The 16,034-nt window shown below is 58.1% G+C and carries 16 protein-coding genes; 9 read left to right on the top strand and 7 right to left on the bottom strand.

Annotated elements, in window-relative coordinates; genetic code table 11:
* Positions 1–12: 12 nt before the first annotated feature.
* Positions 13–471 carry a YaiI/YqxD family protein gene (locus GRX64_RS17120; RefSeq protein ID WP_166268992.1) on the bottom strand — a complete coding sequence of 153 codons (459 nt, stop codon included), beginning with the start codon at positions 469–471 and terminating at the stop codon, positions 13–15.
* A 130-nt stretch (positions 472–601) separates the two neighbouring features.
* Here GRX64_RS17120 and GRX64_RS17115 point away from each other — a divergent pair, with 130 nt between their 5' ends.
* From GRX64_RS17115 to GRX64_RS17105, 3 genes are all read left to right on the top strand, one after another.
* The gene (locus tag GRX64_RS17115) at positions 602–1,174 is read left to right on the top strand and encodes a histidine phosphatase family protein (RefSeq protein WP_166268990.1); all 573 of its coding nucleotides are present in this window, start codon (positions 602–604) and stop codon (positions 1,172–1,174) included.
* A gap of 90 nt (positions 1,175–1,264) precedes the next feature.
* The gene (locus GRX64_RS17110) at positions 1,265–1,819 is read left to right on the top strand and encodes a copper chaperone PCu(A)C (RefSeq protein WP_166268988.1); all 555 of its coding nucleotides are present in this window, start codon (positions 1,265–1,267) and stop codon (positions 1,817–1,819) included.
* A gap of 1 nt (position 1,820) precedes the next feature.
* On the top strand, positions 1,821–2,495 hold the full coding sequence (locus GRX64_RS17105) for a class I SAM-dependent methyltransferase (protein WP_345790092.1): 675 nt from the start codon (positions 1,821–1,823) through the stop codon (positions 2,493–2,495).
* Between the two features lie 161 nt (positions 2,496–2,656).
* Here GRX64_RS17105 and GRX64_RS17100 read toward each other — a convergent pair whose 3' ends face one another.
* The 5 genes from GRX64_RS17100 to GRX64_RS17080 form a co-directional block, all read right to left on the bottom strand.
* Entirely contained in the window at positions 2,657–2,935 is a 279-nt protein-coding gene (locus GRX64_RS17100) for a YkoF family thiamine/hydroxymethylpyrimidine-binding protein (protein ID WP_166268986.1), read from the bottom strand.
* A gap of 188 nt (positions 2,936–3,123) precedes the next feature.
* Positions 3,124–4,554, bottom strand: a complete 1,431-nt coding sequence (locus GRX64_RS17095; RefSeq protein WP_166268984.1) for a phospholipase D family protein — start codon at positions 4,552–4,554, stop codon at positions 3,124–3,126.
* Between the two features lie 211 nt (positions 4,555–4,765).
* The gene (locus tag GRX64_RS17090) at positions 4,766–6,292 is read right to left on the bottom strand and encodes a tripartite tricarboxylate transporter permease (protein ID WP_166268982.1); all 1,527 of its coding nucleotides are present in this window, start codon (positions 6,290–6,292) and stop codon (positions 4,766–4,768) included.
* Positions 6,292–6,738 carry a tripartite tricarboxylate transporter TctB family protein gene (locus GRX64_RS17085; protein ID WP_166268980.1) on the bottom strand — a complete coding sequence of 149 codons (447 nt, stop codon included), beginning with the start codon at positions 6,736–6,738 and terminating at the stop codon, positions 6,292–6,294. The genes GRX64_RS17090 and GRX64_RS17085 overlap by 1 nt, the downstream gene beginning before the upstream one ends.
* The gene (locus tag GRX64_RS17080; RefSeq protein WP_166268978.1) at positions 6,735–7,712 is read right to left on the bottom strand and encodes a Bug family tripartite tricarboxylate transporter substrate binding protein; all 978 of its coding nucleotides are present in this window, start codon (positions 7,710–7,712) and stop codon (positions 6,735–6,737) included. The genes GRX64_RS17085 and GRX64_RS17080 overlap by 4 nt, the downstream gene beginning before the upstream one ends.
* A gap of 272 nt (positions 7,713–7,984) precedes the next feature.
* Here GRX64_RS17080 and GRX64_RS17075 point away from each other — a divergent pair, with 272 nt between their 5' ends.
* The 6 genes from GRX64_RS17075 to pntB all read left to right on the top strand — a co-directional run bounded on the left by GRX64_RS17075 (position 7,985) and on the right by pntB (position 15,131).
* Positions 7,985–9,577: an ATP-binding protein gene (locus tag GRX64_RS17075; protein WP_166268976.1), complete on the top strand. Its 1,593-nt coding sequence runs from the start codon at positions 7,985–7,987 to the stop codon at positions 9,575–9,577.
* A complete protein-coding gene (locus tag GRX64_RS17070) occupies positions 9,574–10,263 on the top strand; it encodes a response regulator (RefSeq protein ID WP_166269286.1) in 690 nt (229 codons plus the stop codon). Before GRX64_RS17075 ends, GRX64_RS17070 begins: the two co-directional genes overlap by 4 nt.
* Positions 10,264–10,292: 29 nt before the next feature.
* Positions 10,293–10,667 (top strand): thiol-disulfide oxidoreductase DCC family protein, encoded by a 375-nt coding sequence (locus GRX64_RS17065; protein WP_166268974.1) that lies wholly within the window; start codon positions 10,293–10,295, stop codon positions 10,665–10,667.
* 111 nt (positions 10,668–10,778) lie between these two features.
* The gene (mtgA, locus tag GRX64_RS17060) at positions 10,779–11,480 is read left to right on the top strand and encodes a monofunctional biosynthetic peptidoglycan transglycosylase (protein WP_166268972.1); all 702 of its coding nucleotides are present in this window, start codon (positions 10,779–10,781) and stop codon (positions 11,478–11,480) included.
* A 666-nt stretch (positions 11,481–12,146) separates the two neighbouring features.
* Entirely contained in the window at positions 12,147–13,724 is a 1,578-nt protein-coding gene (locus GRX64_RS17055) for a Re/Si-specific NAD(P)(+) transhydrogenase subunit alpha (protein ID WP_166268970.1), read from the top strand.
* Positions 13,725–13,736: 12 nt separating this feature from the next.
* Positions 13,737–15,131 carry a Re/Si-specific NAD(P)(+) transhydrogenase subunit beta gene (pntB, locus tag GRX64_RS17050; RefSeq protein WP_166268968.1) on the top strand — a complete coding sequence of 465 codons (1,395 nt, stop codon included), beginning with the start codon at positions 13,737–13,739 and terminating at the stop codon, positions 15,129–15,131.
* Positions 15,132–15,255: 124 nt separating this feature from the next.
* Here pntB and GRX64_RS17045 read toward each other — a convergent pair whose 3' ends face one another.
* Complete coding sequence (locus GRX64_RS17045; RefSeq protein ID WP_166268966.1) at positions 15,256–15,972, bottom strand: YebC/PmpR family DNA-binding transcriptional regulator; 717 nt, start codon at positions 15,970–15,972, stop codon at positions 15,256–15,258.
* Positions 15,973–16,034 lie beyond the last annotated feature (62 nt).

The raw sequence follows: 16,034 nt of genomic DNA, 5'->3' as shown, positions 1-16,034 counted from the left end.
CAGGGCCCGGCGTTATGCCTCCTGTCGCCGATGTTTCTGAAGCCAGCGATCCAGTTGATCAGCAAATTCCTTGCGGTCGGACTTAGCGAATTCAGCGGGGCCGCCGGTCACCTGTCCGGCGTTGCGCATTTCTTCCATAAAATTGCGCATCGCCAACCGCTGGCGGATATTCTCCTTGGTGAACGCTTGCCCACGTGGACTGAGCACCTGAGCACCCTTTTCAATGGCTTCGGCCGCCAGAGGAATATCCTGGGTAATCACCAGGTCCCCTTCAACCAGCTGCGACACTATCTCATTGTCGGCGACATCAAAACCCTGGGGAACTTGCCGGGTCTTGATGAAAGTGGAGGGCGGCACGCGAATGGTCTGGTTGGCGACAAAAGTGGTTGTCATGTGCCAGCGCTCCGCGGCCCGGCAGAGTATGTCTTTGACAACGACGGGGCAGGCGTCGGCGTCAACCCAAATAGCCATGTTGGAGTCCTTGTCATGAAGGCGTGACGATGGGCAGAGTTGGTGTGACCCTAACCCGGAATTAAGGCGTATATTTTAAAGTCTAAGGCTTATCAAGCCCGATCGCTATTTTGGTCCCAAGGAGTCCGCCATGTCTGGTCGCCTACTCAACTGTTTGCTCGCCCTGGTTTTGTGTTCGTTGACACCGTTGGTGGTGGCTGATGCTGACGAGGAAGCTTGGCAGGCTTTGCGTGAGGGCCGGGCGGTATTGATTTTGCGCCATGCCCTGGCGCCCGGGACGGGTGATCCCGACCATTTTGAATTGGGCAAGTGTTCAACCCAGCGCAATCTTAACGAGCAAGGTCGGGCCCAGGCCAGAGCGTGGCATGGCTATTTGGCCAGTCACGGTATCGATAACGCGCAACTATACAGCAGCCAGTGGTGCCGATGCATGGATACGGCGAAGGGCATGGCGCTTGGCAATGTTCAGGCAATGCCCTCGCTGAACTCGTTTTTCAGGGGTCGGGGTAATCGCGATCAGCAGACCCGGGCGACCATCGCCAGCGTCAATGCCCTCGGCTCAGAGGTGCCGGTTATCCTGGTGTCTCATCAAGTCAATATCACCGCTTTAACGGGCGTATATCCAGCCTCAAACGAAGGCGTCATTTTGGCGCGCCCTCTGTCAGAGCGTCCGGCAGTGCTGGCGCGGGTGACGCCCGAGTGAGGCGTGAAAATTTTGCGAACCGAGGACGATCAGGCACACTAGGGGCCAGACAAGACGCTGACATCGTTCATTCATTTGGCTCAATAACTTATGAAACACCCGCACCGCCTGTTTTTAATGACCTGCCTGAACCTCCTGATCGCGCTACCGGTCAGCGCTCACGATTATCGCCAGGGCGATATCTCTGTCGCTCACCCATGGACCCGCCCCACGCCGCCCGGTGTTCCGATGGCGGTGGGCTATATGGTCATTACCAATCACAGTGACCAGCCGATGGTGCTGGTGTCGGCCCAATCGTCCATGGCGACGCGTGTCTCACTGCATGAAAGTCAGATGCAGGCGGGCGTGATGCGAATGCAGGCGCTCGACAACGGCTTGACCATACCGGCCGGCAGTCAGGTCGAACTCAAGCCTCACAGCTATCATTTGATGCTCGAAAACATTGCAGCGCAGCTGAAACCGGGAACCCGGGTGCCGTTGATCCTTAAGTTCAGTCAGGGTTCCGAGATTGCGTTGGAGTTGTCAGTGGATCCGCTGGACGGCGCGATGAAAGGGGGTATGAACGGAGCCATGGAAGGCGTCGGAGCGCCTGTCCACGAACCCTCTGCCATGGACCACGGCGGAATGAAGCACGACGGGCACTGAGGTGGTCAAACCGGCGCAGAGTGACCCGGCACCGCCAGACGCTTGCACCGTCTGCGGTCGTCCGTCGCTCGACCACCTGATGGCGGTCAAAGGCGTGTCCTACTGGCGCTGCAATCATTGTGAGGCGACGTTGATGGACCCCGCGCACTGGCCATCGCCAGCTCAGGAAAAAGCGACCTACGACCTGCACGACAATCAAACCGATGACCCGGGTTACCGGACGTTTCTGGGCAAGATGTTCAACCCGCTGGTGCCCAGACTGCCGGCGCATGCGTGCGGCCTCGACTTTGGCTGTGGCCCCGGACCGGCCCTGGCCCAGATGCTGGCGGACACCGGCTTTCAGATGGCGCTCTATGATCCGTTGTATTATCCCGATAAGACGGTACTGAATTCCCGCTACGACTTCATCACCTGTACCGAAGTGGTGGAGCATCTTCACCATCCGCGTGCGACCTTTGCAGCGTTGGACCAGATGCTGGAACCCGGTGGTCTGCTGGCGGTGATGACCTGTTTCCAAACCAACGATGCCCAATTCGCCAACTGGCATTATCGTCGGGATCCAACCCACGTGGTGTTTTATCGGGAACACACCATGGCGGAGATTGCACAACAGTTCGGCTGGACTTGCGAGGTGCCGGCCAAAGACGTCGTGTTGTTCACCCGGCCCGAGACTTGAAACAACGGCGGCGCTGGGGGCAATAACACCCTCAAGCCTGTCGCGGGTCGGGTGCCCAACGACTCACACAGTGGGTGCTCGCTGTCAGTGGCCAACCGACCACGGCAGGCGTTCTGCAGCGATGTTAGCTGCGACCCTGGCAGGTCTTCGGCCATGAACGGCTACGGGTTGCCCGACGTTGGTTTCACTTCGGGCTTGGGCCGTCGATCCCCTTCCAGGAAGTTCGCGACAAATACGGCTTTGCCGTAGTGCGTAAAGGACCACTTCATGGTGTCTGATACCACTTGCATGACGTGATCGTACTCGCCGAACAACTGAGTGCTCATGCGGTTGGGGTATACTTCCAGGCCGCTGTGTTCAAGCCGTTGGATTATGTCCTTGATCGGCGGTTTGTAGTCGTCCGTCAAAGGGTAGTAACTGAGTTGCACGGAGAGATACATGGCTTGCGCTCCAAGGCTAACGGTTGGTGGTTGTGGCCATTAATGTGTGTTACTGAACGCGGATACAACGAACCGTGGCGACTACGGGCGACTACGGGCGACTACGGCTAATCGCAATGGCAACGGGTATCAGCATCGCACGCCGGCTTGAACCGTGACAATGGCACGCCGGCGAGTACCAGGGGAGGTCAGAAGGTGGAGAGTCCGGTGGCTTCCATGACGCGATAACGCCAGTACCGCCAGTGAGAAGGGTCCGCATAGGCCTCATAGGGCAGGCTCAGCGTCGGCGATTGATCCGGGCCCTGCTGCCACAGGCGGTCGAAATAGGCTTCGATGTCACCCAGGAGCGCGGTGCTTTCCGTGCCCTGCACGTGGACGTCGGTTTCCAGGTTGAGATCGTTCAGGTTGCGGCGGGTAAAGTTGGCCGACCCCAGCAACAATTGCCACTGTCCATCGGTATCCTGCCGGACCAACAGCTTGCTATGGCATTGCTCCCCTTGCGTGTTGCACCACCGTACCGGGATGCCGGCCTGATGAAATTCCATGGCCACTTGCCGGTTGGGAATGCCACTCTTGGCATGACCAAAAGCCTCGTTGTTGGGGTCCAGCAGAATCCGGATCGTGACACCCCGACGCCGGGCCTCAACAAACGCTTCGACCAGGTCGCGGTGAGACAGATAGAACATGGCCAGATCAAGCCGGTCGCCGGGGTTGGCGGTGCGGATCATGGCCAGTGCGGTCGAGAGAATTTTCGATTCGGTAACAATGCGGGCGGTCGTGGCATCCGCATCCTGCTCGACCCGGTCAGGCATGGAGAACGGAGGTACCGGGAAGTTAATATCCGACAGAGCCAGGACGGCCTGCTCTGTCCGCAACAGGTCGGTGACGGCAGGGCCACTGAAACTCAAGGCGATATTGCCGTGACGGGCACTGCCATCGTGGGGGTTGGCGGAGGTAATCAGGCCCCGAAGCTGAGCGCCCTCATCCACGATGAGAGTCTTGCGGTGATTGGCCTTGAAGTTGGGTAAAGCCAGGTAGCTGCGCAACGTCACCTTACCGCCGTCCAGCAGATTGGGCAGCCAGCCGGCATCGGCAGAATTTCCCAGCCATTCGCAACAGACCCGCCATCCCGCTGACCACAAGGGGTTGGAATCCCGCAGTGGGGTGAGGGCGGTTTCCACCACGGGGATACCCTCGGCCCGCAAGCGTTCCAGGTACGGCGAGGGCGTACCGCCATAAAGCGTATTGAGCGGGTCGGTGATGACGATAACGCGCAGACCATCAACGCGCCTGTGGCGCTCGATCAACAACGTGGTGAGCTGGTCCGCCAACGGGCGATAACGGTCGTCAGGCTTGCTGTCGTTAAACAGGAACATATCCACCACTACCAACTGCTCGGCCTGCCCGATCAGCCGGAATACCTCATCGAATATGGTGTGGTCCAGATGCAGGTCGCCGTGGCTATCCCGGTAAGTCACATCCGTCAGGAGCTTGGGTGCCACCAGCGGGTGCCTGGGCCCCGCAAAGCTCAGGCCGGCAGGCAGTGGCTTGAACACGTGGTAGACGCCCACGCCAACAACGATCAATACGCCCAATAACAGCCACAGTTTCAAAGTCATGCCTCATGAGTCGGTTGGGGTGACATGGTGACTGCGGATGGTAATCGCACCACAACGATACCGCAAAAAAAATCAGTCTTCTTGCGAGCTGTCAGGAGCGGTTTGACGGTGAGGTGTTGGTGGCATTGTAAGGGCGGGGAAAAAAATGGGTAGCGACAGGCCGCCGCTACCCCAAAGGTTCTGACCGAGGGCCAGACAACAAAGACGTCCGTCAGTCGCTGACCGGGCTTTCCTTGATGGCGGCCTGCATCCGGCGGCGCAGCAGCGGCCCGATGATGTAGGGCAGGGTCAGGCCCAGACCGGCAACAATCCACAAACCCAGCGCCAGCGGAGTGGCCCACAGGGTGCTCCACTCGCCGTCGGACAGCACCAGGGCGTGGCCGAGGTTTTTCTCCATTTCCGGCCCAAGCAGCAGCCCGAGGATGATCGGTACCATGGGGATTTCCAGTTTACGAAGGACATAGCCGGCAACCCCGAAGGCGATCATGAAATACAGATCAAATGCGCTGTGACTGATCGAGTAAATGCCTACGAACGCCACCATGGTTACCATTGGCAACAGGTACATCGGAGGCACGGACAGCAGCTTGACGAAAAAGCCAACCAGCGGAATGTTGAGAAACAGCAGGATCACATTGCCGATCAGCAGGGCCGCAATGACACCCCAGACAATATCAGCGTTCTGGGTGAACATCAGTGGGCCGGGGGTGACGTTCAGTGAAATCAGCATGGCCAGCAGCACAGCCGTAGTGCCGCTGCCGGGCACGCCCAACGTCAGCATTGGCACCAGTGCGCCGGACGAAGCGCCGTTGTTGCCAGCCTCCGGTGCGGCCACCCCACGTGGGTCGCCTTCGCCAAAGTGGCCTTTCTTGCCCAAATACTGCTTTTCCAGGGTGTAGCTGATGAAGCTGCCCAGGGAGGCCCCGGCACCGGGTAGAACACCCGCTATGAAGCCCAGCACGCCGCCGCGGAACATGGTTGGCAGTGCGGCCAGAACCTCTTTGGGTTTGAGCGTCAACTTGCCGACCTTAATGATTTTGCGACCCGCGCCGGCACGCTCCTCAATGAAGAACAGCAACTCGGAAATGGCAAACAGCCCGACAATCGCCAGGATGAAGTCGATGCCTTCGTAGAGTTTCAGCACCCCGAAGGTATAGCGTTGTGTGCCCGTGGCAATGTCGATACCGACCGTTGAAATCATGATGCCGATGGTGGCCGCGAGCACGGTTTTCATCGGATTTTTACCGGTAATGCCACCCAGAGTCGCGAAGGCGAGCATGAACAGGGCGAAATACTCGGCCGGCCCAAAGGTCAGCGCGAACCTGGCCAGTGCCGGTGCCAGCAGGATCAGACCGATGGTGCCGATCAGGCTGCCGGCAAAGGAGGCAATGGCCGACATCGCCAGCGCTTCCGCCGCTTTGCCATTGCGCGCCATCGGATAGCCGTCCAGGCAGGTCATCATGGCGGGCTCGTCACCGGGGATGTTGAGCAGAATCGATGAAATACGGCCCCCGTACATGGCACCGGCGTACACCGAAGTGAGCAGGATCATGGCGGTTTCAGGCGGTAAACCCAGGGTAAAGGCCAGTGGAATCAGGATTGCCACACCATTGGCAGGGCCAAGGCCGGGCAGCGCGCCGATCAGTGTCCCGATGAAGGCGCCGAAGAGAGCGAACATTAGATTCTGCGGCGCCAACGCCACCGCAAAACCGTCCATTAAAAATTGCAGCGTCTCCATTATTCAAACTCCAGTAAACCGCCGGGAAGACTCAGTTCAAGCAGGTTGTTGAACAACACGAAAACCACGACGGCGCTGACAAAACCGGTCACCAGTGCCGGCTTCGGCCGAGCGCCCATACGCCAGCACAAGGTGCCGACTGCGACGGTGGTGGCAATCACGAATCCCAGCGGCTCAAGCAAAGCAGCATAGATCACCAGAATTGCGATCGAGAGCAGGATTTCCGCCGCGGTGCGCCCGGCAGGCCAGTGCGCATCCGGATCCGGCTTCACGATCAGGTAGACACTGGACAGCGCCAGCACAACCGACAGAATGGTCGGAAATGTCTCAGGACCGACGGTCTCGGCACCGCCAAACGGCTCCGGCCACTGTTGGGCCGCCCAGCCATAGGCAATGGCGAGAACGAACAGACCGAGACCGAGAATTCGGTCTCCGCGGGCTGTCATTTCAGCAGTCCTATTTCACGGGACAGTTGCTCAATATCCGACACCTGTTGCGTCACAAAATTTTCGAACTGACCGGCCGGTGGATGGAAGGGGATCAGGCCATTCTGCTTCATGACCGCTTTCCAATTGTCACTGGCATACAGCGTGTCAATGGCATCGGTCCAATACGCCTTGGCTTCATCCGACGCACCTTTGGGCATGTAGAATCCGCGCCAGTTGGGACCCAGTGCATCAACGCCCTGTTCTCTGGCGGTTGGAATGTCGCTGAACTTGCCGGGCAGGCGCTCTTCCGACAGCACCGCAAGAATTCGGATGTCGCCGGATTCCAGAAAACCGGTGACTTCGGAAATATCACCGGTAAAGGCGTCAACCTGACCACCGACGACCTGGGTCAGGGCTTCGCCACCATTGTTATAGGACAGGTAGGGAATGGACGGTAACTTATCAACACCGTCAGCCTTGGCGGTGATCAGCACCTTGAGGTGATCCCAGCCGCCGCGGGCACTGCCCCCGGAAAATTTTACCGAGCGGGGGTCTTTTTTGAGGGCCGACAGCAGTTGCTTGAGGTCCTGATACTGCGAGTCCTTGCCGACTGCAATAACGCCGTAATCCGCACCTAGTGCACCGACCCAGGTCACCATGCCTGCGTCCATCCCGGGGAATTGCTGCTGCGCCAGTCGGGTGGTGGTCGCGGTGGAGGCAGCCACCAGCAGCTTGTCGTCTTCACTGCGCTTACTAATAGTATGGGCATAAGCCACACCGCCACCAGCGCCCGCCATGTTGGTGGTCTGGACGGTGCCGGACACCAGGCCCAGCTCTTTCAGTGTGTTGCCGGCACTCCGGCAGGTAAAGTCCCAACCGCCGCCAGGATCGGACGGAGCAATACATTCCACTTTTCCGGTGGGCTGCCAGGCCATGGCAGACGTTGTGACGGCGAGTGCCGCAGCAAAGGATAGGCATCGTTTGATAAGCATGGTTGTTCACCTCATGATTGTTTTTGTTGCCGCTCTGAACGGTAGGGCAGTGCTGGGATCCCTGAGCGACATGTCAAACAGGTTAATGAGTGAACAGGGCCACCAAAAGTTTGTGGGCGTAATGCCTTTAAAGAAACTAAAGCGCAATTAGTGCATAAAGTTCACGGGCAAATCCTGCGCCGCTGCATTACGCTTGAACGCTAACCATAACAACGAAGCATCTGCTGTTAACCATGCCTTTTGCCTTTAAAAAGCCCAAACTGAAAACTCGCATGATTCTGTTGCTGGGCCTGGTCAGTGCTTTGCAAACCGGTCTGATTGGCGGGTTTGCCGGCTACTACCTCAGCGAATCCCTGTACGAGGAGATTGGCCAGCGCGCTCTGATGGTGGCAAAAACCGTGGCCGCCATGCCATCGGTGATCCGCGGTGTGAAACAGCGGGATCAAGAGGCGTTGGGAGGGCTGAGCCACAACATGGCGGAAACCAACGACGCGCTGTTCATTGTCATCGGCGACCACATGGCCATCCGTCTGGCGCACCCTGACCCTTCGCGGATTGGTCACTCCATGGCAGACGACGACGGTGATACCGGCGCGCAGGCTCTGATCGACGGTCAGGGTTATGTCGCCATGGCCGAGGGCAGCCTCGGTTTGTCGATGCGGGGCAAGGCCCCCATCGTTGATCGCGACAGTGGCGACATCATCGGCATTGTTTCCGTGGGCTATTCGCTGAATCAGGTGTTGTCGACCATCCAGCGTTACAATTTGGTGCTCTACGGGGTGATGGGGCTGATGCTGCTGGGCAGTGTGCTGGCCGCCATAGTGATTGCCGGGCGCTTTAAACGGGCCATTTTCGGACTTGAGCCGGAAGAAATAGCGGCCCTGTTCGAGGAGCGGGACGCCACACTGCAATCGGTTCGTGAAGGCATCATTGCCGTCAACCGCGAGGGCATCATCACCACCTTCAACCGCACCGCAGTCAAAACCCTGGGGCTAGAGCCCAGTACCCGGTTGGCGGGGCAGCCCATTTCGAGTGTCCTGCCCCAGAACGATTTGATGACGGTACTGTGGACCGGCGAGCCGGATTTTGACCAGGAGGTCTGGTTCAAGGATCAACAGATGATCGTCAATCGGTTACCGGTTCGACAGGGCGGCGAAATCATTGGGGTCGTGGCGAGTTTCCGGTTGCGGGACGAACTCGATCAGGTCAGTCGCCAGCTCACCCGGATCCAGCAGTACGCGGACACGCTGCGCAGCCAAACCCACGAGTACTCCAACAAGTTGCACACCATCGCCGGACTGATTCAGATTGGCGCCAACGACGAGGCGCTTGCGCTCATCGGCAGCGAGGTTAGCGATCATCAGGCATTGATTCACCTGCTGCTGGAAGCAGTGCCCGACCCGGTTCTGGCAGGGTGCCTGCTGGGCAAATACAACCGGGCCCGGGAAATGGGGCTGAAGCTGGTCATCGACCCTGACAGTCAAATGGCCAGCGTGCCCAACGCACTGCCCCGGGAGCAACTGGTCAGTGTGCTCGGCAATCTGATTGATAACGCGTTGGAAGCGACCAGGTTGCACGGTGGCGAGGGCGGCCTGGTTCACTTGAGTATGACCGACCTGGGGCATGATCTGATTTTTGAAATTGAGGATCAGGGCCCAGGTATTGCGCCCGACCAGCTTGATCGCATTTTTGAAAAAGGTGTCACCCACAAGCAAGGCAGTGAGCACGGCATTGGTCTGTATCTGGTGCGGCAGTTTATCGATCGCTGGGGTGGCTGGATCACGGTGGAAAACCTGCAGCCGAATGGCAGTCGGTTTACACTGTATTTGCCAAAGCAACCCGAATTATCGGAGCCAAACTCATAATGCCCATTCGCCTGCTGATCGCAGAAGATGATCGTCAGATTGCTGAGATCCAGCGCCGATTTACAGATCGGCTGATTGACGTCGAGCTCTGCGGTATTGCCCATACCCTGGCAGATGCCCGCGATCTGATCGACGTGCTGAAACCCGACCTGGTGCTTCTGGACGTGTATTTCCCCGATGGCAGCGGGCTGGATCTACTGCGTGAACTGCGGGCCGCCGATTGTGCCAGTGACGTCATTCTGATTACCGCCGCAAAAGAGGTGGAGACGCTGCGCAGTGCGCTCCGGGGTGGGGTGTTTGACTATATTCTCAAGCCGCTGGTATTCGAGCGGCTGCAAGATGCGATTCAGAACTATCGGCTTCATCTTGATACACTGGCGGGCCTTCACCGCGTCGCTCAAAAGGAAGTGGATGCCTTGTTGCCGCGCCAGCCGCAAGAGGCCAGCGCCGAAGTTGCGCCCCGTTTGCCTAAAGGTATCGACGGGTTGACGCTGGATAAAATCCGCGATGTGGTGCGGCATCCTGGGGACTGGAGCGCCGAAGCGGTCGGCGTTCGTATCGGTGCCTCGCGAACCACTGCCCGGCGGTATCTCGAGTACCTGGCCAGTGCCGGCGAGCTGACCGCGGAAGTCAGTTATGGTGCGGTCGGTCGGCCGGAGCGGCGATACCACTGGCCAACCCGGTAAGACCGGATGCCATGGGCTAAGGAGGAAGTATGTCGAACTCGGCGCCGGGTAAGCTGATTGTCTATTACGACGGTTCCTGCCCGGGCTGCGTATCCGACCGGCGTCGGTACGAGCGACTGGCAGGGCGGCGGGGTGACTCGGTGGAGTGGCTCGACATCACCGGCCGGGATGACGAATTACGGCAAGCGGGCATTGATCCGATGGCGGCGCTGCAGGAATTGCACGTCAAGGATCAGCATGGGGCCATCCACCGTGAGATGGACGCCTATATTTTGTTGATGTCCCGTGTCCCAATCCTGCGGCCTGTTGCCTGGCTGATCGGTTTGCCAGGTCTCCGGGCCATGCTCTCTTGGGGCTATCATGTTTGGGTCCAGCGCCGCCTGCAAAGGACCAACAGACTGTAGTGTCCCGCGGGCAATGTTTTACCCTGCGAAAACTCGCGTCAGGCATGCGCCTGAAGACCGTTATCCCGAGCCGACTACGGGACATGACCTCAGATAAATGGAGATCCTTGTTTGGCAAGAACGTCTGCGGTTAAAACACTTGCGCGCTGGCTTGGCTACGGTTTGGCCGGTGTACTTGTGCTGGTTGTTGCAGTATTGATTACTTTCCGGTTCGTTGATCCGCCTACGTCCTCGTTTATGCTGCAGGATGACTGGCAGCACAGCCACCGCGACACCCGACAGATCTGGGTGGACATCGAGGCGATATCGCTGTGGATGCCGCTGGCGGTCATTGCCAGTGAGGACCAGCGGTTTTTTTCGCATTGGGGACTCGATTTGAATGCCATCAGGTCCGCGGTCACCGATTACCGCAACGGCGACTCGTTGCGAGGTGCCAGTACGTTGTCCCAGCAAACAGCGAAAAATCTGTTTTTGTGGAACGGTCGCCAAATGGTGCGCAAGGTTATTGAGGCGGGCCTGACTCTGGGACTGGAAATGTTCTGGTCCAAAAGGCGCATCATGGAGGTGTATCTCAACATCGCCGAATTTGGCGATGGTATCTATGGCGTCGAAGCGGCCAGCCGACATTTTTTCGGGGTCAGTGCGAGCCAGCTGAGCGCGACCCAGGCCGCGCGACTGGCGGCAGTGTTGCCGAACCCCAAGCGGCTGAACGCCGGTCAACCGAGCGCGTATATTTGGCAACGCGTCCACTGGATTATCGGACAAATGAACCAGCTCGGGGGCGTCTACCATGTACGCCCGCATTTACGTTAGGCCTGGCAACTTCCCCATTACGTACATCAATCGTTTTTTACTGCAAGCCATGTATGCCGTGGCACTGACGTGTCTCATCACGAAGGGGATCGCAACAAGCCCCTACTTGTCTCAAGTACATCGCGGATTGGCGTGAACGTGGCGGCATCGCAAGCGTTCACCGAAAACTGCCGCCGACGCTTCGGCTTCGGAGCGGACCCCAGGTCCGCTGGTTTTTCCCTGAGAGCCCTGACGGACCCTCCGACGCTGAAGCACGGGCTACAAAGCGCTGTTCGACCACAGAGGTCGCTGCTCCCCGGGCCTTGGCCGTACTTCCCGATAAAACGCAAAGCTTATTTTTTAGGCTGCCAGCGTCAGCGATCGCATGCGGTGAGCGGCGTTCGGCGCGTTCATCCGGGTCGGGGCTGGCGGTTCAAATCGGACTTTCAGTTGCTCTATAGCGCTTTGCAGTCTTTATTAAGACATGGGCAGATGGCCATTCGGACATCTGCACGGATGTTGGCGGGGCGGCAAAACTCATCATGGTGCAGTCTGAACCTTCGGCCTCGTCATCCGAATTGATAACGAGAACATCGGAAACCAGGTGTGCAAGGCACACGGCTGTCGGGTTATCGATGTCATTATCCGGATACCGGGTATCTGGATTTTTTGGAGGGTGTGTAAAACATGAAACTGGGCATTCCAAGGGAAATATTTAAGGACGAACGGCGGGTTGCGGCAACACCGCAATCGGTTCAGAAACTCATCAAACTGGGTTACGTCGTAATGATCGAGTCCGGTGCCGGCGAGGCTGCGCACTATGACGACGAGGCCTATCGGGAAGCTGGTGCTGTCATTGCAGAGGACACCAAATCGCTCTGGGGCGAGGCGGACTTTATCCTGAAAGTCCGTGCGCCAATGCGAAACAACCGGTTGAAAAAACACGAAATTGATTTGATGAAGGAGGGCGCCTATCTGGCCAGTTACCTCTGGCCCGCACAAAGCCCGAAATTATTGCAGAGGCTGGCCAGCCGAAAGGTCACTTCGTTTGCGATTGACAGTTTGCCCCGTATCAGCCGCGCGCAGAAGATGGACGCATTGAGCGCGATGGCCAACATTGCGGGTTATCGCGCCGTGATCGAAGCGGCCAACCATTTTGGGCGCTTTTTTACCGGCCAGGTAACCGCCGCTGGCAAAGTGCCGCCAGCGAAGATCATGGTCATTGGTGCCGGTGTGGCGGGGTTGGCAGCGATTGGTTCCGCCAACAGCATGGGTGCGGTGGTCCGAGCGTTTGATACCCGCCTGGAGGTCAAGGAGCAGGTGGAAAGCATGGGGGCCGACTTCCTGGAGCTGGATTTCGGAAGCGAAGACGGCAGTGGCTCGGGCGGTTACGCCAAACAAATGAGCCCGGAGTTCATCAAGGCTGAAATGGCGCTGTTTGCGGAACAGGCCAAAGACGTTGACATCATCATCACCACCGCTCTGATTCCCGGTAAACCGGCGCCCAAACTGATCACCAAAGAGATGGTGGAGTCGATGAAACCGGGCAGTGTGATTGTGGATCTGGCCTCCGAGCGAGGCGGCAACTGCGAACTGACCGAGCCGGGTAAAGTGGTTGAACAGCATGGTGTCACCCTGATCGGGTACACCGATCTGCCGAGCCGCATGGCCAAGGTGGCGAGTGACCTCTATGCCACCAACCTGGTGCACCTGGTTACTGAGCTGACACCGGGCAAAAACGGTGAGCCAGAGGTCAACATGGAGGACGTGGTCATTCGCGGCCTCACCGTAGTCCAGGGGGAAGACATCACCTGGCCACCGCCCAAGCCGGAGACACCGGTGAAATCCGCACCACCGCCCAGCACTGAAGAGCCCTCGCCCGAGCAAAAGCAGCTGGCGGAAGACCAGGCAGCTGCACGTAAGCGAATTGGCAACGGCATACTCCTGGTGCTCACCGTGGCCGCCCTATACGGCATTGGTGCCTACGCGCCGGAAAGTTTTCTCAGCCACTTTACGGTGTTTGTGTTGGCTTGTTTCATTGGCTGGCAGGTGATCTGGAATGTGACTGCGTCGTTGCACACTCCCCTGATGAGCGTGACCAACGCCATCAGCGGAATCATTGTGATCGGGGCAATATTACATCTGGCCCAGGCCGATAATGCCGCGGTTGGTGTGCTGTCATTTCTGGCGGTCCTGATTGCCACCATCAATGTGGCGGGGGGCTTTCGGGTCACTCATCGCATGCTCAAAATGTTCCGCAAGTAGGAGACGCCAGTTATGAGTTTAGGACTAGTGAGCGTGGCCTACGTGGTGGCCAGTGTGTTGTTTATTCTCAGCCTGGGGGGCTTAAGCCACCAGGAATCCGCGCGCCGGGGCAATTGGTACGGTGTCGCAGGCATTCTCATCGCTATGTTGGCGACCGTGGCAGGCGTTGGTGCCGACGACATTGTGTCGCTTGTGCTGGCGGTTCTGATAGGTGCCAGCGTTGGTATTGTGTTGGCCAACCGGGTCGAAATGACGCAGATGCCCCAGCTGGTGGCATTGCTCCACAGTTTTGTGGGTCTTGCAGCGGTGTTGGTGGGCTTCTCAGGTTACATCGAGCCATTGGTGGAAACCCGCGGCGCAGAGCACACCATCAAGTTGGTGGAGGTGTTTCTGGGCATCTTCATTGGTGCCGTCACCTTTACCGGTTCTTTGGTGGCGTGCGGCAAGCTTGACGGGCGCATTGCCAGCAAAGCCCTGACGCTGCCCGGTCGCCATGGCATGAACCTCGCCGCCATTGTGGTGTCGGTAGTACTGGGGGCCTGGTTTTTGGGCACAGACAGTATGACGTCGGGCCTGACGGCCCTGGTGTTGATGACGGCGGTCGCGTGCGTGTTGGGCATTCATCTGATTATGGCCATTGGCGGCGCGGACATGCCGGTGGTGGTCTCGATGCTGAATAGTTACTCAGGGTGGGCAGCGGCGGCCATCGGGTTCATGCTGGGCAATGACCTGTTGATCGTCACCGGGGCATTGGTGGGCAGCAGTGGTGCCATCCTGAGTTACATCATGTGCCGGGCGATGAACCGGTCATTCGTGAGTGTCATTCTTGGCGGCTTTGGGCAAACGTCCAGCAGCGTCAGTGCGATCGACTCGGACCAGACGGTCCAGGAGTCCACCGTGGATGACGTGTGCGAGGAGCTTCGCAACGCCGAGTCGGTGATCATTGTACCCGGTTACGGGATGGCGGTTGCTCAGGCCCAGAACGGTGTCAGTGAAATCACCAAGTTGCTGCGGGAGCGCGGCGTGAAGGTGCGGTTTGGCATTCATCCAGTCGCCGGCCGGTTGCCCGGTCATATGAACGTGCTGCTCGCCGAGGCTCATGTGCCGTATGACATCGTACTTGAAATGGATGAAATCAATGACGATTTCCCGAACACGGATGTAGTGCTGGTGATCGGCGCGAACGACACCGTCAACCCGGCGGCGGCCGAAGATCCTGGCAGTCCCATAGCCGGCATGCCGGTATTGGAGGTCTGGAAGGCGCGTCAGGTGGTGGTGTTCAAGCGTGGGATGGCGACTGGCTACTCCGGTGTTGAGAACCCGCTGTTCTACAAGGACAACACCCGAATGTTGTTTGGCGATGCGAAAGACAGCATGGACAAGCTGCTGAGCGGCCTGAGGTCCTAGCAATTGAAGTCAATGTGACCATTGAAAACCTGGCAGGAACCATAAGCGAAGGCCGACAATCAGTCGGCCTTCGCTTTTTCAGTATACGCCAACGCTGACCCACAACGGTCCGTTGGCACGGGTTTCAGAGTTCGGCGTTGTGGTAGATGTTCTGCACGTCGTCCAGATCGTTCAGCATGTCGAGAAATTTTTCGAACATCGCCACATCATCGCCCTCAATCGGAGCGGTGGTTTGGGGCAGAAACTGAATTTCATCCACGTCAAAATCGAGCTCACCGTAGGTATCGATCAACGCCTGCTTAGCTTTGGCGTATTCAGTGTTCGGCGCAAAAATGGTGATTTTGCCTTCTTCATTTTCGATATCGGTGACATCCACATCCGCCATCATCAGCGCTTCGAGCGCCTGTTCTTCATCGTCGCCGGCGAAAGCCAGAATCGCGCTGTGGTCAAACATGTGACTGACACTGCCCGGGGTTCCGATCTTACACTTGGTTTTGGTAAAGCACTGCCTGACATCGCCAAACGTGCGGTTCGGGTTATCGGTCAGGCAGTCCACAATCACCATGCAGTTGCCCGGGCCAAAACCCTCGTAACGGGCGGTGGAGAAGTCTTCGCCGCCAGCGCCAGAGGCCTTTTCGAGCGCCTTCTCAATAACGTGCGTCGGGACCTGGTCTTTTTTGGCGCGGTCAATCAGTCCGCGCAGCGATAGGTTGCCGTCGGGGTCGACGCCGCCGGATTTCGCGCACACGTAAATTTCGCGGCCATACTTGCTGTATACCTTGGTTTTCGCATTGGCCGTTTTGGCCATGGAGTCTTTACGGTTTTGATAGGCTCTGCCCATGACACTGCTCTCATCCGTCGTAATTAGTGCGCCGATTTTACACGCTGGGAACCGGTCAATCT

The sequence above is a fragment of the Marinobacter caseinilyticus genome (assembly GCF_011074955.1).
In the GTDB taxonomy this organism is placed as follows: domain Bacteria; phylum Pseudomonadota; class Gammaproteobacteria; order Pseudomonadales; family Oleiphilaceae; genus Marinobacter; species Marinobacter caseinilyticus.
This window is presented reverse-complemented; position numbering and strand designations above follow the sequence as displayed.